Origin of the sequence: Actinomycetospora endophytica (assembly GCF_021026375.1) — a bacterium.
Classification (GTDB): domain Bacteria; phylum Actinomycetota; class Actinomycetes; order Mycobacteriales; family Pseudonocardiaceae; genus Actinomycetospora; species Actinomycetospora endophytica.
Genome location: NZ_JAJNDB010000001.1, coordinates 1,174,082 through 1,195,409, shown reverse-complemented (window position 1 = coordinate 1,195,409; position 21,328 = coordinate 1,174,082). Strand labels below are relative to the sequence as shown.

The following is a 21,328-nucleotide window of genomic DNA, read 5'->3' as shown; positions in this document are numbered from 1 at the left end:
GACAGGTCTTGCGCTCCCCGATCTGCTCACGCGACCTTCCAGTCCACCGCCACCGCGCGCTCCGGCGTCGCGAGCACCGGGTTGAGGTCGATCTCGGAGACACCGTCGGCCGCGACCAGCGCGTCGCCGGCCCCGACGATCACGTCGGCCAGAGCGTCGAGGTCCACCGACCCGGCCCCGCGCGCCCCGGTCAGCAGCGCGTAGCCCCGCAGCCGGGTGAGCAGCTCGCGGGCGTCGGCCCGGTCGAGCGGGGCGAGGGCGAACCCGACGTCGGCGAGGACCTCGATCCAGACCCCGCCCAGCCCGGCCATGACCACCGGCCCGAACACCGGGTCGCGCAGCGCGCCGACGGCCACCTCGACCCCGGTGAGCTGCGGCTGGACGAGCACCGGCCCGTGCGCCAGCAGCTCGGACGCCGCGTCCCGCACCTCGGTCGCCGAGGACAGCCCGACCCGCACCCCGCCCAGCTCGGTGCGGTGCGCCGCGCTCGCGATCTTCACGACGACGGGAAACGCGTCACCGGCCGCCGTGACGGCCTCGTCGGCGTCGGCGCAGGCGACGGACCGCGCCGTCGTCACCCCGAAGCGGGCGAGGAACGTCGCACCGGCCTCGGGGTCCAGGGCCGGCGGGGCCTCGACCGGAACCACCGGACGCGTCGCCGGCAGCGGTCGTTCCCGGGTGCGGGCCCAGCGGTGGGCGTGGCCGAGCGCGCGGGCGGTCCGCGCCGGCCAGTCGAAGCACGGCACCCCGCTCTCCTGGAGCAGGTCGGCGTTCGGGCGGGCGTCGCGCGGCGCGACCCAGCACACCGCCACCGGCACCTCCACCCCGTCCGCGCGCAGCGTCGCGACGGTGGCCCGCAGGCCCTCCGCGGTCGCCGCGTCCATCGCCGCGCGCTGCAGCAGGACCGGGACGACGACGTCGACCTCGCCGCTGCGGGCGAGCAGATCCGTCAGGGCCGGGTACAGCTCGGCGAACCGTGACCACACCGGGGTCACGTCCACCGGGTTCACCGGGCTCGCGAACGCGGGCAGCATCGCCCGGATCCGTTCCTGCAGCGCCGGCGACAGCGCCGGGACCGTGAGGCCCTCGTCGGCGAGCAGGTCGCACAGCTCGACGCCCACCCCGCCGGAGTTGGTGATCACCGCGACCCGGTTCCCGGCCGGGTGGGGCTGCCCGTCCAGCGCCCGCGCGACGTCGAGGAGCTCCTGCCCCGAGCCCACCTCGACGATCCCGGCCTGGCGGAAGACGCCCTGCCACACCTTCTCGGAGGAGGCCAGGGCCGCGGTGTGCGACGCCGCCGCCCGCGCCCCGGCCGCCGAGCGCCCGGTCTTCGCGACGATCACCGGCTTCGTCACCCCGGTCCGCCGCGCGGTCCCGACGAACGCGCGCCCGTCGGACAGGGACTCGAGCAGGAAGCACAGCGTCCGCGTCGCGGGATCGGCGGAGAGCTCGGCGAGCAGCTCGGCGATGGTCACGTCGCAGGTGTTGCCCGGGGCGAGGATCTTCGCGAAGCGGGTGCGCTCGTCGACGGCGAGCGTCCGGATCGCCATCCCGTACGCCCCGGACTGGCTGATCAGCGAGATGCCGCCGCCGCCGTCGGGGAGCCCGGTCGCCATCGAGGCGTTCAGCGGCAGGTCGCAGTTCTGGATGCCGAAGCAGTTCGGCCCGACGACGCGCACCGCCCCCGACGCCTCGACCAGCTCGTCCTGCAACGCCGTCCCGTCCGGACCGGTCTCGGCGAACCCGCCGGAGAGCACCACCATCGCCGTCACACCCGCGGCGGCCGCGTCGGCGGCGACGGCGGGCACGGCCTTCGCGGGCACCGAGACGACGGCGAGGTCGATCGGCCCGGTGACGTCGCGCAGCGACTCCCCGCCGCGCACCGGCACCACCTCGCCGGGGAAGTCCGCGAGGTTCGCGGCCAGTACCTGCCCGAGGCTCCCGACCCGGTCGGAGGCCCCGACCAGCGCGACCCGGCGCGGCGAGAACAGCGCGTCGAGGAGCGTCACGAGACGACCGCCGCCGTCGAGAAGGTGCGCGCGAGCTCCGGGTCCGCGAACTCCGAGCGCCGCACCCCGAGCGGGTCGACCGCGCGCACCGCGGCCAGCTCCGCCTCCGACGGCGGGTCGAGCAGCCCGTCCGCGCCGTCGAGGGCGACCCGCAGCGCGAAGCCGGTCGCCGCGGCCACGTCGTCGACGGTGACGTCCGGCCACAGCGCCCGCAGCCGGGCGTGGCCCTCGTCGTCGAAGTCGAACGCGCCGAGCTCGGTGACCAGCCACTGCGGACCGCCGCCGGTGTAGCCCAGCTCGGCCCGGGTGCCCTCACGGGTGCGGTGCCCGAGGTCGGTGAGGAAGTCCAGGTCGGCGACCAGGGTGCGGCCCGCTCGGTGGCGTGAGGTCCAGACGGTCAGCGCGCCGATGCTCGCCGAGATGTTGCCGCCACCGCCCCCGCCGCCGAGCTTGATCTTCGGGTGCGGCATCCCGCCGATCGCGGTGACGTTCGTGCTGCCGTAGCCGTCGATCTGGCCGCCGGAGAGGAACATCCGGTCGACCGCCCCCCGGCATGCCGCGTCGAAGAACTCCTCGAACCGCATCCGGTAGACCGCGTCGCGGTGCAGGGCGAGGTCGTTGCCGGTCGGCGGGACGAAGACCGGGACGGGGTCGACGGCGTACGTCGCGCCCTCGATCAGCAGGCAGTCCGGGGCGTGGGTGCGCTTCGCGACGTGCATCGCGACCTGCGCGCACGGGCTCGCGAACCCGTGGAAGACCGCCTCCCGGTCGGCGATCGTGCGGGCCAGCGCCACCACGAACGCCTCGTCGAGCGACCACGCGCTCACCGGAACAGCTCCTGCCACGCCGCCGTGGACTCCGACCAGGACGCCAGCCGCCCCGGGTCGACGTCCTTCACATAGGTGTCCTCGTCGACGGCCACGTAGCGCGCGAGGTACTCGTCGAGCGCGGTCCCGCCCGCCGTGGCCGCGGCCAGGTAGGCCGCCAGGTGCGGCCGGTCGTAGGCGTAGCCGGGGTAGCACGACGACGGGTGTGCCCCGTAGGGCACTTCGGCGACCGCCGAGACGAGGTGGCCCGGCACGACGACGCCGGAGGTGACCAGCTCCGCCGTCGGGACGATCCGGTCCACCGTCGCGACCACCTGCGCCGAGGCGTGGGCGAACCGCTCGTCGAGCACGAACGGCTGGTCGAGGTGCAGGTTGCCGTGGGCGTCGCCGACCGGGGCGTGCAGCAGCGTGACGTCCGGGCGCAGCGGCGGCACGACGACGAGCTCCTCGCCGGTGAACGGGCAGGTCATCCGGGCGTACTCCGGGTGCAGGCCCTCGATGTCGGTGCCCTTGATCCCGCGCACCGGGGTGAACGGCACGCCGGCCTCGGCGGCCCGCAGCTGCGCGAGGATCGTCGCGCAGCAGCTCTCCCGGATCTCCACCGTTCCCTCGCGGGCGGCCCGCCGGAACGCCGGCGCCAGCCCGAGATCCTGCTCGAACCCGACGTAGCTCTCCTCGCACACCGCGACCGCACCGGTGGCGATCAGCAGGTCGACGTCGATGCTGTGGGCCGAGCCGACCAGGTGCAGGCCGCGGCGGCCCTGCCGGACCAGCTCGCGGACCAGCGCCATCGGCAGCCGGGCGCACAGCCCGCCGCCCAGCGCGACCAGCGCCCCGTCGCCGACCCGCGCGGCGGCCTCGGCCAGCGGGACGCGCTTGTCGCCGCCGAGGTGGAACGCGCTCACCGTGGCTCCCTCATTGCGCGGTCATGCCTCCGTCCGAGGTCAGCACCGATCCCGTCATGAACGACGCCTCGTCGCTCGCCAGGAACAGCGCGGCGGTGGCGATGTCCTCCGGGGTCCCGAGCCGGCCGAGCGGGTACTTCGGGATCGTCGCGGCGACCCCGGCCTCGGCGTCGCCCTCGCCGCGGGCGCGGAAGAGCGGCTCGGTCATCGGGGTCCGGCAGGTCCCCGGGCAGATGGCGTTGACGCGGATGCCGCGGGGCGCGAGGTCCACCGCCATCTGCCGGGTCAGCGCGACGACCGCGCCCTTCGCGGCGCTGTACGCGGCGAGGTACTGCACGCCGACGAGGGCGGAGATCGAGCCCTGGTTGACGATCGCGCCGCCGGGCCCCATGTGCTCCAGCGCGGCCCGGGAGGTGAGGTAGGTGCCCTTGGCGTGGACGCCGAAGGTCTGGTCCCAGACCTCCTCCGCGGTGTCCTCGACCGAGCCCAGCTCCATGGTCCCGGCGTTGTTGTAGACCACGTCGATGCGGCCGAGCTCGGCGGCGACGAGGTCCACGGCGGTCTCGATCTCGGCGGCGTTCCCGACGTCGGCGGTGAACGCCATCGCGTGGTCCTCGTGCTCCTTCTCGATCAGCATCGTGGTGAGCGCGGCGAGCTCGGAGCGGATGTCGAGCACCGCGACCGTCGCCCCTTCCGCGGCGAAGCGCTGCGCGGCGGCCTGTCCGATGCCCGACCCCGCGCCGGTGACCAGCGCGACCTTCCCGGCCAGCCGGCCCTGTCCCGTCATCGCGCGGTCCACCCTCCGTCGACGACCAGCGCGTGGCCGGTCATGTAGCTCATCCGTCCCGAGGCGAGCACCGAGATCGCGTCGGCCACGTCGTCCGGGTCCGCGACCCGGCCGATCGGGATGTTCGCCTCGACCGCCGCGGCGAGCTCCGGGTCGTCGAGCCGCCACTGCGTCATCGGGGTCCGGACGAATCCGGGGCAGACCGCGTTCGAGCGGATGCCGACGGCCGCGTAGTCGAGGGCGAGCGACTTCGCGAACATCAGCGCGGCGCCCTTGGACGCGGTGTAGGCGCACCGCCCGGGGAACGCGGCGATCCCGGCCGACGACGCGACCGTGATGATGTGCCCGGCGCCGCGGGCGAGCATCGTCGGGAGCACCGCGCGGCTGCACAGGAACGGCCCGCGCACGTTGGTGGCGAGGACCCGGTCGAGGTCCGCGACCGGGGTCTCGTGGCACACCGTCGCCGCCGGGCCCCCGGTGACCCCGGCGTTGTTGACCAGCACGTCGATCCGCCCGAAGCGGGCGAGCACGGCGTCGACGGCCGCCCCGACCTCGAGGTCGTCGGCCACGTCGACGGTGAGCACGAGGTCGGCCTCCTCGGGCGGGGGCTCGAGGTCGAGGACGGCGAGCGCGAACCCGTCGTCGTGCAGCCGGGCGCAGGTCGCCCGCCCGATCCCGGACGCGCCGCCGGTCACCACCGCGACGGGCGGGCTCATCGGGCGGCCGCCGTCTCGCGCTGCGCGGCCTGGGCGACGGCGAGGACCGGGTCGTAGACCGGCGCGTACGGCGGGGCGTAGGAGAGGTCGAGGTCGGCGAGGTCGTCGACGGAGAGCCCGGCGTGCAGCGCGGTCGCGACGACGTCGACCCGCTTGGCGGCGCCCTCCACGCCCACGAACTGGGCGCCGAGCAGCCGGCCGCCCGGCTCGTGGACCACGCGGACGTGCAGCGGGCGCACCCCGGGGTAGTACTTGGCGCGGCTGCGGCTGACCACGTCGGCGGCGACGGCGTCCAGCCCCGCGGTCCGGGCCTCGGCGAGGGTCAGTCCGGTGCGCGCCACCTCGAGGTCGAACACCTTGACCACCGCGGTCCCGACGATGCCCGCGAACCGCGCGTCGCCGCCCGCCGCGACGGTCCCCGCGACCCGCCCGGTCTTGTTCGCCGTCGGTCCCAGCGGGACGAACGCGGGTGCGCCGAGCACCCGGTGGTACGGCGCGATGCAGTCCCCGGCCGCCCAGACCCCGGGCAGCGAGGTGCGCATCCGGTCGTCGACGAGCACCGCCCCGCCCGGCCCGGTGTCCGCGCCGGCGTCGGCGAGCAGATCCGCCGCGGGACGGACGCCGGTGCAGGTCACGACGACGTCGAAGGACCGGTCGGCGGCCAGGGGGATCGCGTCGGTGCCCAGGCGCAGGTCGACGTGGCCCCGCACGTGCTCCTCGACGACCGCCGCCACCTCCGCGTCGACGGTGGTCGGCAGCACCCGGTCGATCCGTTCGGCGACGGTGACCGACACGCCTCGCGCGACCAGGGCCTCGGCGGTCTCCAGGCCGATGTAGCCGGCGCCGATCACCAGCGCGCGGCGCACCGTGCCGCCGTCGACGAGCGCCCGCAGCGCCACCGTGTCCTCGACCGTACGGACGACGAAGCCGGGCCGGTCGGGGCGCGGCAGCGGGATCGTCGAGGGCCGTCCGCCGGTGGCGACGACGAGCGCGGAGTACTCCAGGGGCCGGCCGCCGTCGTGGTGCACGAGCCGCCGGGCGGGGTCCACCCCGTGGACCTCGGTGCCGAGGCGCAGGTCGATGCCGCGCCGCTCGCGGAAGTACGACGGCGGGTACGCGACGAGGTCCTCGGCCTCCGGCACGAGCCCCGCGAGGTGGTAGGGCAGGCCGCAGAGCCCCGCGGCCGCGAACCCGGTGCTCTCGAGCACGACGACGTCGAGCGTGGGGTCGACGCGCCGGGCCGCGGAGGCGGCGGACATCCCCGCCGCGCCACCGCCGAGCACCACGAGCCGACCGGCCACGGACGGGAACGCTACGGCGGCCCGTGTGGCGCCCGGCACATCCCGGGCGGCCGAAGAACACCGGGGTCTTGGTCCGTCCGGGACGAGGCCGCGAGCACAGTGGCGGCCGTAGATTTCCCCGGGTGTGGGACCGCCCGGAGTTCCTGAGGCTTCCCGATCGAGCGGGGAAGCCCCGGTCGGCCGGGATCACGCACGTCCTCGACAAGGGCGCCCCGATCGCCGTCGTCGACGGCCTCCTGACCACCGCCGCCGACCTGGTCGACGTCGTCAAGATCGGCTGGGGCATCGGCTACCTGGACCGGGCCCTCAAGCAGCGGGTGGCCGCCTACCAGCGCTCCGGGGTCGTGGTCTGCCTCGGCGGCACGCTCGTCGAGATCGCGGCGGCCCAGGGGGAACTGACCGCGCTGCGCCGCTGGGCGACCGGCGAGGGGATCGACGCCCTCGAGGTGTCCAACGGCCTCGGCTGGATGGGCCCGGGCGCCCAGCGCGCCCTCGTCGCGGAGCTGGCCGCGGACTTCACCGTCCTCGCCGAGGCCGGCGCGAAGGACGCCGCCGCACCCGTCGCCGCCGCCGAGTGGGCCGACGAGATGACCGCCGACCTCGCCGCGGGCGCGGCGTGGGTGATCGCCGAGGGCCGCGAGTCCGGCACCGTCGGGCTCTACGACGGCGACGGTGCAGTGCGCGCCGCCCTGGTGGAGGAGCTGGTTGCCGCGGTCCCCGTCGAGCGGGTGATCTTCGAGGCGCCCGTCAAGGCCCAGCAGGCCTGGTTCGTCCGCCGGTTCGGCGCCGACGTCAACCTCGGCAACATCGCGCCCGACGACGTCCTGCCGCTGGAGACGCTGCGCCTCGGCCTGCGGGCCGACACGGCGGTGCGGCCGTGACCGCGATCCCGCCGGCCCCACCGAACACCCGCTCCCACCCCTACCGCGGGCTGTCGGTCCAGGAGGTCGACGTCGCGCTGACCCCGGACGCGATCGAGGAGCACCTGCTCGGGCGCGAGGTGTACCGGCGCACCGAGTACCTCGCGCTGCGGCACCGGGGGCAGGTGTGCCTGGTCGAGGTGCGCAAGGCCGACACCGCGCCGCTGTTCTCGCCGGTCGTGGCGCTGCGGGTGCTGTCGGGTCCCGAGGACACCGCATGGGTCGAGGACCCCGACGTCGACGTCGGCAACGCCACCGCGCTCGCCCGGGTCGCGGTCCCCGGGGCGCTGACGACGGTGGTGCTCGGCCGGTTCGAGCACGTCAACTTCATCCACCGGCCGGAACCGGTGCGGGTCCGGGTGACCGAGGTGGTGCCGCCGACCCCGGCCAAGCTGTACGCCCAGGCCGAGCAGTGCGTGGCGTTCGACGAGGACCTGCCGCCGGTCGAGCTCGTCCTCGACGCCGTGCGCGTGGAGGAGGTGGCCGCCGCGCACCCGTCGTCGCACTACCTGCTGCCGTGCCGGGGCTCCGGCGCCGACCTCGGCGACGCCCCGGTCGCCTACCTCGACACCCGGCCGGCCGAGCGCGCCGACTGGCTGCTCATCGGGTGCGAGCGCTCGGTGCAGTTCCACGAGCACTTCTACGGCGACGCCCCGCCGCGCGCCGACCTGTGCCCGCGACGCCGTCCGGCGCCGGACGACAGGACGCCGACGCTCACCAAGTGCTGCCTGCTCGAACGCGGGTTGGAGACCACCGACCGCACCGCCGTCGTGCCGTGGGGCGCGAACCTCGACGAGGTGCGCGAGGGCCTGCGGAAGCTCCTGCTGTGAGCAGCCACCTCACCGACTCGGTCGTCTACGGCCACCTCTGGACCGTCCCCGAACTGCACGACCTGCTCGACGACGCCGGGCGCACCCGCGGCTGGCTGCAGATCCTCGTCGCGCTCGCCGCCGCGCAGGCCGAGGTCGGGCTGATTCCCGACCAGGCTGCGGCCGCCATCGCCGAGCACGCCCGCACCGACCGGGTGGACCTCGTCGAGGTCGGGGCGGGCACCCGCGCCACCGGGCACTCCACGCTCGGGCTGATCAACGCGCTGCGGGCCGTGCTCCCCGAGGACGCGCGCGAGTGGGTGTACTACGGCGCCACGGTGCAGGACGTCACCGACACCTGGTTCGGGCTGGTCATGCGGGCGACCGCCGACGTCGTGGCCCGCGACCTCGACCGGGTGCGGGCCGCGGCGGTCGCGCTCGCCGGCCGGCACCGCGACACCGTCATGTGCGGGCGCACCCACGCCCAGCCCGGGAAACCGATCACCTTCGGGTTCAAGGCCGCGGTGTGGATCGACGAGATCGACCGGCACCGGGCGCGGCTCGCGCAGCTGCGTCCCCGCGTCGAGGTCGTCCAGCTCGCCGGGGCCCTGGGCACGCTGGAGTTCTGGGGCCCGCGGGCTCTCGACCTGGTGCGCGCCTTCGCCACCCGGCTCGACCTCGGCGCGCCGGACCTGCCGTGGCTCACCGCGCGGGACCGGGTGGCCGAGTTCCTCGGGTTCCTGGCGCTGGTCACCGGCACGCTGGCGAAGATCGGCACCGAGATCGTCGAGCTGCAGCGCCCGGAGATCGGCGAGGTGGGCGAACCCGTCGTCGCGGGCACCGTCGGCAGCATCACGATGCCGCACAAGCGCAACCCGGAGCTCTCCGAGCACCTGGACACGCTCGCCCGGATCGTGCGGTCCGACGCCGGGGTCGCGCTGGAGGGCCTCGTCGCCCTGCACGAGCGGGACGGCCGCGGCTGGAAGGCCGAGTGGCTCGCGCTGCCCGAGGCGTGCCAGCTCACCGGCGCGGCCCTGGCGTTCGCGACGCGGCTGCTCGAGGGCCTGACCGTCGACGCGGCCCGGATGCGGGCGAACCTCGACTCGCACGGCGCATCCCTCGCCTCCGAGCCGCTCATGGCCGCGCTGGCCGCCCGGGTCGGGAAGCACTCCGCCCACGACAAGGTCTACGCCGCCGCCATGGCCGCGCGGGACGAGGGCGTCGACCTCGGGGAGCGCCTGGTGTCCGAGGGGCTGCTGACGGAGGCGGAGGTGGCGGCGGCCCGGGACCCGGCGCGCTCGCTCGGCATGGCCACGGCGTTCGTCGACCGGGTCCTGGCGCGGGACCCCGACCGGGGATGACCGGTCCGCTCACCCTCCCGCGGGTCCGGCTGGCGACGCTGCCGACGCCGCTGGTCCCCGCTCCCCGGCTCTCCGAGGCCGCCGGGGTGGAGATCTGGCTCAAGCGCGACGACCTCACCGGGCTCGGCGTCGGCGGGAACAAGGTGCGGGGCCTCGAGTACCTGCTCGGCGACGCCCTCGCCCGCGGGTGCGACCACCTCGTCACCGGCGGCGGGCCCGCGTCCAACTGGGCGATGCTGGCCGCGCTCGCGGCCCGGCTGCACGGGCTGGCGGCGACGCTCGTCTGCTACGGCGACCCGGTACCCGCCGTCGGGAACATGGCGCTGGCCGGCGTCGCCGGCGCGACCGTCCGCTTCACCGGCGAGCAGGACCGCACCTCCGTGGACCGGGTCGTGGAGGAGGTGGCCGCCGAGCTGCGTGCCGCCGGAGCGTGTCCACTCGCCCTGGGGCGCGGCGGAGCCACGCCGGTCGGCGCCCTCGGCTACGCGACCGCGGCCGTCGAGCTCGCCGGGCAGCTCGCCGCGGCGGGGATCGGGCCGGCGACGTTCTGGCTGGCCACGGGCTCGTGCGGGACCCAGGGCGGCCTGCACGCGGGAGTCGCCTGGCAGGGCCTGGGCCGGGTCGTCGGGGTGACCGTGAGCCGGCCCGCCCCGGAGTGCGTGGAGCGGGTGACGGCGCTGGCCCGCGGCGCCGCCCAGCTCCTCGGCGTCCCCGCCCCGACGGAACCGCCGACGATCCTCGACGGGCACCTCGGCCCCGCCTACGGCCGGCGCTCGCCGGAGGGCGACGCCGCCGCGGCACTCGTCGCGTGCACCGAGGGGGTGTTCCTCGACCCGGTGTTCGCCGCCAAGGCGATGGCGGGCCTGCTCGTGGCCGCACGGCGCGGCGAGGTCACCGGGCCGGTGGTGTTCCTGGTCAGCGGGGGTGCGCCCACGCTGTTCACCACGCCGTAGCTACCCGAGGGCCGCGACCCGCCGTCGGAGCTCGGCCTCGGCGGTGTCGAAGCCCGCTCGTCGGGCCCGGACCGCGTCGCGCGCCTTCTCGGCCACCGAGCAGCACGCGGCCGCCATCCGCCGGACCTCGTCGGGCGCGGCCCCGCCCCGGGAGTCCCGGGACCGGACGATGCGCGCCGGGTCGAGGACCTCCGCCAGGTCGCCGAGCGTCGCGGTGAGCTCGAGGCCCGCCTCGGCGGCCGCGGACTCGAGGTCCTCGCGGGTGAGGTCGGCGCCGGTCAGGCCCGCGCCGGCGGCCCGGCGGACCGCGATCCCGACGACGTCGTAGGCGCTGCGGTAGTCCAGGCCCGCGGTGACCATGAGGTGCTCGGCGAGGTCGGCGGCCTGCGAGAAGCCGCCGCGCAGCGCCGCCTCCATCGCGGCCGCGTCGACCTCCAGCTCGGCGACGACGCCCGCCATGAGCCGGGTGGCGCGGGTCGCGAGATCGACCGACCGGGGCACCTCGCCGTAGGAGAAGATCATGTTGTCGCTGCGGGCCGACGGGCTCTTGGCCAGCGCGAGCATCCCGGTGGCGCGGCCGATGAGCACCCCGGCCTCGCCGCGCACCATCGTCAGCGCGTACGGGTTGCGCTTCTGCGGCATGAGGATGCTGGTGCGGGTGTGCTCGAGGGCCAGGTGCACCCAGCCGAACTCGGCGCTGCTCCAGATCTCGAGGTCCTCGGCGAGCCGGTCGAGTGTGGTGGCGAGCCCCGCGGCGTGCCCGACCAGCGCGGTGTAGCCGTCGGAGGCCCACATCGCGTCGCGGGTGTGCTCGATGACCTCGGCGAACCCGAGGAGCTCGGCGATGTGCGCCCGGTCGCCGGTGAGCGGGCTGCCGTTGACGCCGCCCGCTCCCGCCGGGCTCCGGTCGACGCCGTCGAGGTCCGCGGTGAGCCGCTCGATCTCGCGCAGCGCCGGGTGGACCATCCCGAGCAGGTAGTGCCCGAACGTCGAGGGCTGGGCGTGCTGCAGGTAGGTCTGGTCGACCATGAGCGTCTCGGCGTGCGCCGCGGCCGTGCGGGCCCCCGCCAGCGCGAACGCCGCGGCCGCCTCGATCAGGTCGCAGAGATCGCGGCGCACCCGCAGGCGCAGCGCGATCCGGACGGCCTCGCGGCGGGGTCGCCCCGCGTGGAGCCAGCCCGCGTCCCGCCCGATCGCGGCGGCGAACCGCTTCTCGCGGCAGTTGTAGACCTCGCCGTGGCGCGGGTCGTACCCGAACTCCGCGGCGGGGGTCCGGTCGGCGTCGGTCAGCACCGCGACCAGGCCCGGGACGGCCCGCGACGGGACGACGCCGCGCTCGACGAGCACCAGCAGGTGGGCCAGGTCGGCGACGTTGAGCCCGTCGTGCAGCAGCGGCGCGTCGGCCACCTCCACGGCGAATCCGGCGTCGACGAGCTCTTCGGCGTAGCGGCCGCTCACGACCACGAGCTTTGCCGGACATGTCCCGGGCGACCATGTCCGGACGGGACGAACCCGACCCCGGACCCTGGCCCGGGGGCCCTCCCCGCGCCGACGATGGACCCGTGACCGGCCCCGACCGCTACGGCGCCGAGATCTACGCGGCCGGGCTCGACGGCCGGGTCCCCGCGCTGCCCACCGACCCCGCGCGGCTCGAGGCGGCCGCGCGCCGCGTGCTGCCGGCGCACGCGTTCGACTACGTCGCGGGCGGGGCCGGGTCCGGGGCGACGATGCGCGCCAACCGGGCCGCCTTCGATCGCGTCGGCCTCGTGCCGCGCATGCTGCGCGGCAACCACGTCCGGGACTGGTCGACGCGGCTGCTGGGCACCTGGATGCCCGCTCCGCTGCTGCTCGGGCCGGTGGGGGTGCAGAGCCTGCTGCACGACGACGGCGAGCTCGCCACCGCCCGGGCCGCGGCGGCTCTCGGCGTCCCGGCGGTGCTCTCGACGGCGTCGTCGCACACCACCGAGGAGGTGGCCGAGGCCTCCGGGCGCGGACCCCGCTGGTACCAGCTCTACCGGCCGACCGACGACGACGTGACCGCCAGCCTGCTGGCCCGCGCCCGGGCCGCCGGGTTCACCGTCCTCGTCGTCACCCTCGACACCTGGACCCTCGGCTGGCGCCCACGCGACCTCGACCGCGCCTACCTGCCGTTCCTGCGCGGCGTGGGCACGGCGATCCCGTTCTCGGACCCGGCCTTCCGCGCCGGCCTCGCCCGTTCCCCGGAGGAGGACCTCGGCGCGGCGGTCCGCCACCGCCAGCGCCTGTTCACCGGCACCGCCTGGGGCTGGGACCGGCTGGACCGGATCCGGGCGCAGTGGGAGGGACCGCTGGTCGTCAAGGGGATCCAGCGCGCCGAGGACGCGCAGCTGGCCCTCCGGCACGGGGTGGACGGGGTGATCGTGTCCAACCACGGCGGGCGGCAGGTGGACCGGGCGATCGGGGCGCTGTCCGCGCTGCCGGGCGTCGTCGCGTCGGTCGCCGGGCGGGTGCCGGTGCTGTTCGACTCCGGGATCCGCACGGGCGCCGACGCCGCGGTCGCCCTCGCGCTGGGCGCGGACGCGGTCCTGGTCGGCCGGCCGTTCGCGTTCGGGCTGGCGCTGGGCGGGCAGGCGGGGGTCCACCACGTCGTCCGGTGCCTGCTCGCCGAGCTGGACACCACCCTCGCGCTGGCGGGGTACCGCGACCTCGCCGAGCTGCGGGCGACCGAGGACGTGGTGGCCGGCGCGCCGTGAGGGGGACGACGCGCCGGCCACGACGCCTTCTACAGGGCCGCGCGGACCTCTCGGGCGGCCTGGCCCATGTTGCGCAGCTTCGCGTACGCGGTGGTGCGGCTGAAGTAGCCGAGCCCGCAGTCCGGGGCTACCAGCAGCCGGTCCGCCGGGATGACCTTGAGCGCCCGCCGGATCCGGTCGGCGATCTGCTCGACGGGCTCGACCATGGTGTTCTTCGCGTCCACCACCCCGACGCCGAGCACCTTGTCGGTCGGGTAGTCCGCGAACGCCTCGAGCTCGACGAAGTCCTTGTTCGTGAACTCCAGGTGGATCACGTCGCAGGGCGACTCCCGGAACAGCGGCATCATGCCCGCCGCGTGGTTGTCGAAGATGTCGCGCTGGCCGTCGACGCTGCCGTAGCAGACGTGCCAGAACTTGATCATATTGATGCCCTCGAACATGATCTGCTGGCACTCGATCTGCCACATGTCCTGGGTGTAGGGCGGCAGCACGTCGATGAGCTGGACGGCCTCCATGCCCATGTCCTGCAGGTAGTGCAGTTCCTTGTTCAGCGCCCGGGCGATGTCCTTGGCGAGCGCGACGCCGTCGCCGTAGTGCTGGTCGTTCAGGATGATCGACTGCTGCGCGGGGCCGAGCATCGCGACCTTGAACGGGCGGTCGGTGGCGAGCTGCATCGCGTACGCGACGGCCTCGAAGATCGGGCGCACCCACTCGACCTTGCTGTGCACCGTGCCCTTGTAGAACGGGGCGTACTTCGCGCCGTCGCCGGGCGGTCCGAAGTTGTCGATCCCGCCGAGGTTCTCCGGGATGAAGTGGAAGATCGGCTCGAGCTGGAAGCCGGGCGCCTCCCACTCGTAGTACTGGGCGCCGTCGCAGAGGATGTCGAGCCCGGCCGCCTCCTGTTCCCGGGCGGTGAGCTTGCAGGCGTCCTCGTAGGCCACGCGGAGGTTGTGGCTGCGGTAGGTGGGCTCGGTCCCGCAGCCGAGAATCCGTCCCTGCAGCCAGTGCGGCCGCGGGAAGGCGGACACCGCCGACACCGGGAGCAGGACATCCTCGTTCCGAATCCGCATGATCTGTCTCCTCAGGCTGGGGTTGCGGCTGGAATCCGTCCCTCGGTCAGGCCCCGAGCGGCGGCGGCGACCTTCTCGGCCGACGGCATGACCGCGGCCTCCATGGCGGTGGCGACCGGCAGCGGGACGTTGCCGCCGGACACGCGCACGACCGGCGCCCGCAGGTCGTGGAACGCCTCCTCGGCGAGGATCGCGGCGACGGCCGCGCCCCAGCCGAGCTGGCCGGGGTTCTCCTCGACGATCACCACGCGGCCGGTGCGCCGCGCGGACGCGAGGACCGTGGCGGCGTCGAGGGGGACCAGGCAGCGCAGGTCGATGACGTCCGCGGCGATGCCGTCCTCGGCGAGTGCGGTGGCCGCCTGCTCGCACATCCCGACGGTGCGGGCCAGGCCGATGAGCGTGACGTCGTCGCCCCGTCGTCGGAGCGCGGCCTCGCCGAGGGGGACCAGGTGGTGGTCGCCGGCCGGGCGCTCGGCCTTCGTCCCGAACAGCGCCTTGTGCTCGAACACCAGCACCGGCTCCGGGTCGCGGATGGCCGCCGCGAGCAGGCCCCACATGTCGTCCGGGGTCGACGGCGAGACGATCTTGATGCCGGGGACGCACATCGCCCAGTTCTCGACCGACTGGCTGTGCTGCGCGCCGAACCCGAGCCCGCCGCCGTTGGTCCCGCGGATCACCAGCGGCATCCGCAGCTGGCCGCCGGTCATGTAGCAGGCCTTGGCGATCTCGTTGGCGACCTGGTCCCAGCAGGTGGCGTAGAAGTCCGAGAACATGATCTCGGCGACGGGGCGGAGACCGGCCGTGGCCGCCCCCATCGCGGCACCGGCGATGGCCTGCTCGGAGATCGGGGTGTCCCAGACCCGGTCCGGGCCGAAGCGCTCCTTCAGCCCGGCGGTCGTCTTGAAGACCCCGCCCGACCCGACGTCCTCGCCCAGCAGCACCACGGTCTCGTCGCGGGCCATCTCCTGGTCGAGCGCCGCGGCCACGGCCTCGCGGAAGGTCAGTTGCGCCACGCCGCACTCCCGTCGCTCCACATCCCGGTCCAGGCGCCGGCGGCGTCCGGGGTCGGCTCCTCGAGCACCCGCGCGGCCAGGGCGTCCATCTCGCCCTTGACCCGGGTGACGAGGGCGTCGGACTCGTCGACGCCCATCTCGCCGGACTGCGCCATCTCGGTCGCCAGCCGCACGAGCGGGTCGCGGGTCCGCGCCGCGGCGACCTCGTCGGGGTGGCGGTAGGCCCCGCCGTCGGCGACCGAGTGCCCGCCCAGCCGGTACGTGACGGCCTCGACCAGCGACGGCCCGTCGCCGCGGCGGGCGCGGTCGACGGCGGCCAGCGCCATCTCGCGGACCGCGGCCACGTCGTTGCCGTCGACGACGAGCGGCGCCAGCCCGTAGGCGGAGGCGCGGTCGGCGGCCGGCCGCTCGACCGGGATCACGTCACCGATCGGCGTGTACTCCATGTAGAGGTTGTTCTCGCAGACGAACACCACCGGGAGCGACCAGACGGCGGCGAGGTTGACCGCCTCGTGGAAGGCGCCGATGTTCGTCGTGCCGTCGCCGAAGAAGCAGGCCGTGACGCCGCCGTCGCGACGGATCCGGCTCGCCCACGCCATGCCGACGGCGGTCGGGATGTGGCCGCCGACGATCGCGTAGGAGCCGTAGTAGCCGTGCTCGACGCTGGTGATGTGCATCGAGCCGCCCTTGCCGCCGCAGATGCCGCCGACCCGGCCGAGCAGCTCGCGCAGCACCGCCTCCTCCGAGGCGCCTCGGGCCAGCGCGTGGGCGTGGCCGCGGTAGGTGCCGAGCGAGAAGTCACCCGACCGCAGCGCCGCCGCGACCCCGACGGCGATGGCCTCCTGCCCGAGCCCCAGGTGGGCCGGACCGCGGACGCGTCCCTGCCGGTAGAGGACGTCGACCTTGGCCTCGAACTGGCGGATCCGCAGCATCCGCTCGTAGAGATCCCGCAGGTCCGGGGCCGTCTGCTCGGCTCGGGGAGGGGTAGCTACGGGCGCGTCCACCTCGCCGAAAGTAGTGACGCAGGTCGCACGGGGCATCGTCCACGGAGGCCAACAGATCGGTCGTCCTTCGGCCTGGCCGGCCTCCGGGCCCGCTCACGGGCCGAGACCACCGATGCGCTCCAGCGCGCCCTCGACGTCGGCCCGCGAGACGTCCCGGTGGGTCACGAACCGCACGCCCGGCCCGAACGGGACGGCGCGCACGTCGACCTTCGCGAGCTTTGCCACGACCGCCGCCGGGTCGGACGTCGTCACCAGCACGATGTTGGTCTCGGGGGTCGACACCGGCCAGCCCTTCGCGGCCAGGCCCTCGGCGAGCAGGCGGGCGTGCTCGTGGTCGGCGGCGAGGTCGTCGATGCCGTCCAGCGCGACGTGGCCCGCGGCGCCGAGCACGCCGCCCTGCCGGATCCCGCCGCCGAGCATCTTGCGCAGCCGCCACGCCCGCTCCACGAACGCCGCCGAGCCGGCCACGAGCGACCCCATCGGCGCCCCGAGCCCCTTTGACAGGCAGACGCTGACGGTGTCCGCGCCGGCGGTCAGGTCCGAGGGCGGAACGCCCAGCGCCACCGCGGCGTGCCAGAGCCGGGCCCCGTCGAGGTGGACGGCGAGCCCGGCGTCGTGCGCGGCCGCGACGAGCGCCCGGTGCTCGGCCACCGGGGTCACCGCCCCGCCCGCGGCGTTGTGGGTGTTCTCCAGGCACAACAGCCGGGTGCGCAGCCCGAAGTAGGGGCCGGCCGTACCCGCCGCGGCGGTGACGTCGGCCGGGGTCGGACGACCCGGGCCGCCGGAGTGCGGCAGCGGGGCGGGCAGCCCGCCCGCGAGCCACGCGGAGGTGCCGAGCTCGGCCTCCAGCACGTGGGCGCCCGCGGGGGCGAGGAAACGGTCACCGCGCTCGAGGTGGTCCATCAGCGCGATCGCGTTGGCCATGCAGCCCGTCGGGGTCCACAGCGCCGCCTCGACGCCGAGCAGGTCCGCCACGCGCTGCTGCAGCGACGCGAGGGTGGGGTCGCCGTCGAGGACGTCGTCGCCGACGTCGGCGCCGGCCATCGCCTCGCGCATGGTGGCCGACGGGAGGGTGACGGTGTCGGAGCGCAGGTCAACCGGGGTCACGGTGTCAGCTGAGGTCACGGGGACCCATCCTCACCCGTATCCTCGGGACACGTGATCCCCAACGTCCTCGCCGCCCGGTACGCCTCGCCCGCGCTGCGCGACCTGTGGTCGCCGGAGCGCAAGGTCACCGCGGAGCGCGAGCTGTGGCTGGCGGTGCTCACCGCCCAGCGTGACCTGGGGATCGACGTCCCGGACGGCGTCCTCGACGACTACCGGCGCGTGCTCGGCACCGTCGACCTCGACTCCATCGCGGCCCGCGAGCGTCGCACCCGCCACGACGTGAAGGCCCGCATCGAGGAGTTCGACGACCTCGCGGGTCACCAGCACGTCCACAAGGGCATGACGAGCCGCGACCTCACCGAGAACGTCGAGCAGCTCCAGATCCGGGACTCGCTGCAGCTGGTCGCGGACAAGACGGTGGCGGTGCTCGCGCGGCTGTCCCGGCTCGCCACCGAGCACTCCGACCTGGTGATGGCCGGTCGCAGCCACAACGTCGCCGCCCAGGCCACCACGCTCGGGAAGCGGTTCGCCTCGGCCGCCGACGAGACGCTCGTCGCGTACCGCCGGTTGACCGAGCTGATCGCCCGCTACCCGCTGCGGGGGGTCAAGGGCCCGGTCGGGACCGCGCAGGACATGCTCGGCCTGCTCGACGGCGACGCGGCCAAGCTCGCCGACCTGGAACGGCGGGTGGCGACGCACCTCGGGTTCGACGAGGTCCTCACCAGCGTCGGGCAGGTCTACCCCCGGTCGCTGGACCACGACGTCGCGTCGGCGCTGGTCCAGCTCGCGGCGGGCCCGTCGTCGCTGGCCACCACCATCCGGCTCATGGCCGGCCAGGAGCTGGTCACCGAGGGCTTCCAGGCCGGTCAGGTCGGCTCGAGCGCGATGCCGCACAAGATGAACACCCGCTCCTGCGAGCGGGTCAACGGCCTCGCCGTCGTGCTCCGCGGGAACGCCTCGATGCTCGGCGAGCTCGCCGGCGGGCAGTGGAACGAGGGCGACGTCTCCGACTCGGTCGTGCGTCGCGTCGCGCTGCCCGACGCGTTCTTCGCGATCGACGGCCTCCTCGAGACGTTCCTGACGGTGCTCGACGAGTTCGGCGCCTACCCCGCGGTGATCGCCCGCGAGCTCGACCGCTACCTGCCCTTCCTCGCGACGACGGCCGTGCTCATGGCCGCCGTGCGGGCGGGCGTGGGACGCGAGACCGCCCACGAGATCGTCGCCGAGCATGCCCGCGCGGTGGCCCTGGACATGCGGGAGAAGGGCATCGAGGGCAACGACCTGCTCGCCCGGGTGGCGGCCGACTCCCGGCTCGGGGTGACCGAGGGCGACCTCGCCGCCGCCGTCGCCGACCCGACGGCCTTCGTCGGGGCGGCCGGCGCCCAGGTCACCGAGGTGGCGCGGCGGGTGGCCGAGATCGCCGACGCCCGGCCCGAGGCGGCGGCCTACGCCCCCGCCCCGATCCTCTAACCTCGCGGGCCGTGTCGACGCTCGCGGACTACCCGCATCTGGCTTCCGGGAAGGTCCGCGACCTCTACGAGGTCGACGACGAGACGCTGCTGCTCGTGGCGTCCGACCGGATCTCGGCCTACGACCACGTGCTCTCGACCCCGATCCCCGACAAGGGCCGGGTGCTGACGGCGCTGTCGGTGTTCTGGTTCGGGCTCCTCGGGGGCCGGGACGTGGCCGCGCCGCCGGTCGCCCACCACCTGATCGCCGCCCGGGACGAGCGCATCCCCGACGAGGTCCGGGGCCGGGCGCTGCTGGTCCGCCGCCTGGACATGGTCCCGGTGGAGTGCGTGGCGCGGGGCTACCTCTCCGGGTCGGGGACGGTGGACTACCGCCGCGACGGCGCCGTCTGCGGGGTCGCGCTGCCCGACGGGCTCACCGAGGCCAGCATGCTGCCGGGGCCGATCTTCACCCCGGCGACGAAGGCCGAGTACGGCGAGCACGACGAGAACGTCACCTTCGACGCCGTCGTCGCGCAGCTCGGCCCGGAGCTCGCCGGCGCGCTGCGCGACGCGACGCTGTCGATCTACGCGCGCGGGTCCGCCTACGCCGCCTCGCGGGGGATCATCCTCGCGGACACCAAGCTGGAGTTCGGCCTCGATCCGTCGGGGGCGATCGTGCTGGGGGACGAGGTCCTCACCCCGGACTCCTCGCGGTTCTGGCCGGCCGACGCCTACGCGCCGGGCGTGCCGCAGCCGTCGTTCGACAAGCAGTACGTCCGGGACTGGCTGACCTCGGACGACTCCGGCTGGGACCGCCACGGCGACGCCCCGCCCCCGCCGCTGCCCGACGCGGTCGTCCAGGCGACCCGGGCGCGGTACATCGAGGCCTACACCCGGCTGACCGGGCACCAGTGGCCGCCGCCGCTGTGAGCGTGTTCCGCTGATTCCTCCCGATGTGACCCCAGAGTTCACGTGCCGGGGAGCGGCCCATTCACCTCGGGGGCGCCTCATGGTGGCGTGTCCTCCCCGAGTCGTCTCCTCGTCTCCGCCTCCGGGCTCGCCCCCGGCGCTCCCCTCGCCGCGGCGATCCGGCTCTGCGATGCCCTCGACGCCCGCCGGGTGCCGCTGACCCTGCTGGTCGGCCCGCGCCCGCACCCCGAGGTCGCCGCCTTCGCGGCCGCCCGCCGTCGCGCCGGGGACACGGTGCTGATGCGCGGCACCCGCGAGGCCCACGACGGCGGCCGCCCGTACCGCCGGCTGCCGGTGCTGGAGGCGCGGCTGCGGCTGGCCGGCGCGACGCGCTCGGCGGAGGCCCTCGGCCTCGACGTCGACGGGTTCGCCGCGCCCGGGTGGTCGGTCTCGGACGGCACCCGACGCGCCCTGGCCGAGGCGGGCCTCGACCTGCTCCTCGACGACGCGGGCGTCCACCGCCTCGGGGTGGACGGCGTCCCGACGGCGGGCCTGGCCGGCCCGGTCGTGCGCCCCGGCGTGCCGGCGCCCGCATTCGCCGGCTTCCGTCGTCGTGCGATCGACCCGGCCCTGCGCCACCTCACCGCCGGTCACGCCGACGGCCACGCCGCCCTGCTCGACTCGGTCGACGCCGCGCTCGGCGCCGGGGCGGTCCCGGCCGGAGCGGGCGAACTGGTCGGACGGACCCGTCGTCCGCGCCGCTCGGCGGACGGTTCCGTGGATCCGGAGCGCTGGTCGACGACCGCATAGGTGCGCTGACGCGCTCGTGAGCACTAATTGATGCTCTGGCGTCAATTTGTGCTCACAGGCCCGAAGGGCACCTATCCGACCGGAGCCGCCACGAGCCCGAGCTGGGTCAGCAGGTCGATCTGGTCGAAGTACAGGGCGAAGTAGGTCATGCGGTCGCCGGCGAACTCGCAGACGTTGACGAACGGGATGCTGACCCGTCGGCCCGTCGCGGGCACGTCTCCGCTCGGGGCGTGCAGCGTCTCGGTGTGGGTGCCCTCGAACACCGCTTCGACGGTGCCGCTCGCCTCGCCACCGACGGTCCGCACGGCGCGACACTGGTTGTCGGGGAAGGACTCCTGCCACAGGCGGAAGAACGTCATCACCATCTCCGGCCCTGATCCAGTCACCCCGCCCGGCGCCCTCAACATGGCGTCGTCGGTGAACAGGGCGGCCCACGCCGCCCCGTCCTTCGCGTTCCAGGTGTCCAGCATCCGGTCGGTGAGCTCGCGTGTGTTCACGGCCCCTCCTCGTCGAGATCGCCGGTCCCGTCGACCGACGTCAGGGACGGGCGAGTGTCGGACCGCGGTGTCACCGCTGGGTGGAGGCCCCGCACAGGTTCGATGCCGAGACCGCGGTGTGTCCGGCACACGGCGGACACCCCTCGA

20 protein-coding genes are annotated in these 21,328 nt (G+C 75.1%); 8 read left to right on the top strand and 12 right to left on the bottom strand.

Features of this window, described 5'->3' with window-relative positions; translation table 11 throughout:
- Positions 1 to 26: 26 nt before the first annotated feature.
- The 6 genes from LQ327_RS05890 to LQ327_RS34570 are packed head-to-tail and all read right to left on the bottom strand — an operon-like array spanning position 27 to position 6,545.
- A complete protein-coding gene (locus tag LQ327_RS05890) occupies positions 27 to 2,009 on the bottom strand; it encodes an acetate--CoA ligase family protein (RefSeq protein ID WP_230730580.1) in 1,983 nt (660 codons plus the stop codon).
- The gene (locus LQ327_RS05885; protein WP_230730579.1) at positions 2,006 to 2,836 is read right to left on the bottom strand and encodes a CoA-transferase; all 831 of its coding nucleotides are present in this window, start codon (positions 2,834 to 2,836) and stop codon (positions 2,006 to 2,008) included. Before LQ327_RS05885 ends, LQ327_RS05890 begins: the two co-directional genes overlap by 4 nt.
- The gene (locus tag LQ327_RS05880; protein WP_230730578.1) at positions 2,833 to 3,741 is read right to left on the bottom strand and encodes a CoA transferase subunit A; all 909 of its coding nucleotides are present in this window, start codon (positions 3,739 to 3,741) and stop codon (positions 2,833 to 2,835) included. The genes LQ327_RS05885 and LQ327_RS05880 overlap by 4 nt, the downstream gene beginning before the upstream one ends.
- A gap of 10 nt (positions 3,742 to 3,751) precedes the next feature.
- The gene (locus tag LQ327_RS05875; protein WP_230730577.1) at positions 3,752 to 4,528 is read right to left on the bottom strand and encodes an SDR family NAD(P)-dependent oxidoreductase; all 777 of its coding nucleotides are present in this window, start codon (positions 4,526 to 4,528) and stop codon (positions 3,752 to 3,754) included.
- Complete coding sequence (locus LQ327_RS05870; protein ID WP_230730576.1) at positions 4,525 to 5,244, bottom strand: SDR family NAD(P)-dependent oxidoreductase; 720 nt, start codon at positions 5,242 to 5,244, stop codon at positions 4,525 to 4,527. Before LQ327_RS05870 ends, LQ327_RS05875 begins: the two co-directional genes overlap by 4 nt.
- Positions 5,241 to 6,545 (bottom strand): FAD-dependent oxidoreductase, encoded by a 1,305-nt coding sequence (locus tag LQ327_RS34570; RefSeq protein WP_230730575.1) that lies wholly within the window; start codon positions 6,543 to 6,545, stop codon positions 5,241 to 5,243. Before LQ327_RS34570 ends, LQ327_RS05870 begins: the two co-directional genes overlap by 4 nt.
- A 122-nt stretch (positions 6,546 to 6,667) precedes the next feature.
- On the opposite strand from LQ327_RS34570, the gene LQ327_RS05860 reads away from it, so the two are divergent.
- The 4 genes from LQ327_RS05860 to LQ327_RS05845 are packed head-to-tail and all read left to right on the top strand — an operon-like array spanning position 6,668 to position 10,588.
- The gene (locus tag LQ327_RS05860; RefSeq protein WP_230730574.1) at positions 6,668 to 7,426 is read left to right on the top strand and encodes a phosphosulfolactate synthase; all 759 of its coding nucleotides are present in this window, start codon (positions 6,668 to 6,670) and stop codon (positions 7,424 to 7,426) included.
- On the top strand, positions 7,423 to 8,295 hold the full coding sequence (locus LQ327_RS05855; RefSeq protein ID WP_230730573.1) for an XcbA family protein: 873 nt from the start codon (positions 7,423 to 7,425) through the stop codon (positions 8,293 to 8,295). Before LQ327_RS05860 ends, LQ327_RS05855 begins: the two co-directional genes overlap by 4 nt.
- Complete coding sequence (gene xcbD / locus LQ327_RS05850; protein WP_230730572.1) at positions 8,292 to 9,635, top strand: 3-sulfopropionylcysteine synthase XcbD; 1,344 nt, start codon at positions 8,292 to 8,294, stop codon at positions 9,633 to 9,635. The genes LQ327_RS05855 and xcbD overlap by 4 nt, the downstream gene beginning before the upstream one ends.
- Entirely contained in the window at positions 9,632 to 10,588 is a 957-nt protein-coding gene (locus tag LQ327_RS05845; protein WP_230730571.1) for a 1-aminocyclopropane-1-carboxylate deaminase/D-cysteine desulfhydrase, read from the top strand. The genes xcbD and LQ327_RS05845 overlap by 4 nt, the downstream gene beginning before the upstream one ends.
- On the opposite strand, the gene LQ327_RS05840 is transcribed toward LQ327_RS05845, so the two are convergent.
- A complete protein-coding gene (locus LQ327_RS05840) occupies positions 10,589 to 12,046 on the bottom strand; it encodes an argininosuccinate lyase (RefSeq protein ID WP_230730570.1) in 1,458 nt (485 codons plus the stop codon). It lies immediately after the preceding gene.
- A gap of 104 nt (positions 12,047 to 12,150) precedes the next feature.
- Here LQ327_RS05840 and LQ327_RS05835 point away from each other — a divergent pair, with 104 nt between their 5' ends.
- Positions 12,151 to 13,320, top strand: coding sequence for an alpha-hydroxy-acid oxidizing protein (locus LQ327_RS05835; protein ID WP_372460609.1), 1,170 nt, complete (start codon positions 12,151 to 12,153; stop codon positions 13,318 to 13,320).
- A gap of 29 nt (positions 13,321 to 13,349) precedes the next feature.
- On the opposite strand, the gene LQ327_RS05830 is transcribed toward LQ327_RS05835, so the two are convergent.
- The 4 genes from LQ327_RS05830 to LQ327_RS05815 form a co-directional block, all read right to left on the bottom strand.
- Entirely contained in the window at positions 13,350 to 14,390 is a 1,041-nt protein-coding gene (locus LQ327_RS05830; RefSeq protein ID WP_230730569.1) for a hypothetical protein, read from the bottom strand.
- A gap of 11 nt (positions 14,391 to 14,401) precedes the next feature.
- Positions 14,402 to 15,403, bottom strand: coding sequence for an alpha-ketoacid dehydrogenase subunit beta (locus LQ327_RS05825; protein WP_230730568.1), 1,002 nt, complete (start codon positions 15,401 to 15,403; stop codon positions 14,402 to 14,404).
- Positions 15,391 to 16,407 carry a thiamine pyrophosphate-dependent dehydrogenase E1 component subunit alpha gene (locus tag LQ327_RS05820; RefSeq protein ID WP_230730567.1) on the bottom strand — a complete coding sequence of 339 codons (1,017 nt, stop codon included), beginning with the start codon at positions 16,405 to 16,407 and terminating at the stop codon, positions 15,391 to 15,393. Before LQ327_RS05820 ends, LQ327_RS05825 begins: the two co-directional genes overlap by 13 nt.
- Positions 16,408 to 16,500: 93 nt before the next feature.
- Entirely contained in the window at positions 16,501 to 17,463 is a 963-nt protein-coding gene (locus LQ327_RS05815) for a threonine aldolase family protein (protein ID WP_230733072.1), read from the bottom strand.
- Positions 17,464 to 17,565: 102 nt separating this feature from the next.
- Between LQ327_RS05815 and purB the strand changes: the two genes are divergently transcribed.
- The 3 genes from purB (at position 17,566) to LQ327_RS05800 (ending at position 20,684) form a co-directional block, all read left to right on the top strand.
- Positions 17,566 to 18,984, top strand: a complete 1,419-nt coding sequence (gene purB / locus LQ327_RS05810) for an adenylosuccinate lyase (RefSeq protein ID WP_230730566.1) — start codon at positions 17,566 to 17,568, stop codon at positions 18,982 to 18,984.
- 11 nt (positions 18,985 to 18,995) lie between these two features.
- Positions 18,996 to 19,895: a phosphoribosylaminoimidazolesuccinocarboxamide synthase gene (locus tag LQ327_RS05805; RefSeq protein WP_230730565.1), complete on the top strand. Its 900-nt coding sequence runs from the start codon at positions 18,996 to 18,998 to the stop codon at positions 19,893 to 19,895.
- A gap of 87 nt (positions 19,896 to 19,982) precedes the next feature.
- Complete coding sequence (locus LQ327_RS05800; RefSeq protein WP_230730564.1) at positions 19,983 to 20,684, top strand: DUF2334 domain-containing protein; 702 nt, start codon at positions 19,983 to 19,985, stop codon at positions 20,682 to 20,684.
- 71 nt (positions 20,685 to 20,755) lie between these two features.
- On the opposite strand, the gene LQ327_RS05795 is transcribed toward LQ327_RS05800, so the two are convergent.
- Positions 20,756 to 21,181: an ester cyclase gene (locus LQ327_RS05795; protein ID WP_230730563.1), complete on the bottom strand. Its 426-nt coding sequence runs from the start codon at positions 21,179 to 21,181 to the stop codon at positions 20,756 to 20,758.
- Between the last annotated feature and the right edge of the window lie 147 nt (positions 21,182 to 21,328).

Excerpts from the sequence above, each read along its gene's own strand:
- LQ327_RS05815 (WP_230733072.1), bottom strand. The coding sequence starts at position 17,463 with ATGCGCGAGGCGATGGCCGGCGCCGACGTCGGCGACGACGTCCTCGAC.
- LQ327_RS05875 (WP_230730577.1), bottom strand. The coding sequence starts at position 4,528 with ATGACGGGACAGGGCCGGCTGGCCGGGAAGGTCGCGCTGGTCACCGGC.
- LQ327_RS05845 (WP_230730571.1), top strand. The coding sequence starts at position 9,632 with ATGACCGGTCCGCTCACCCTCCCGCGGGTCCGGCTGGCGACGCTGCCG.
- LQ327_RS05830 (WP_230730569.1), bottom strand. The coding sequence starts at position 14,390 with ATGCGGATTCGGAACGAGGATGTCCTGCTCCCGGTGTCGGCGGTGTCC.
- LQ327_RS05870 (WP_230730576.1), bottom strand. The coding sequence starts at position 5,244 with ATGAGCCCGCCCGTCGCGGTGGTGACCGGCGGCGCGTCCGGGATCGGG.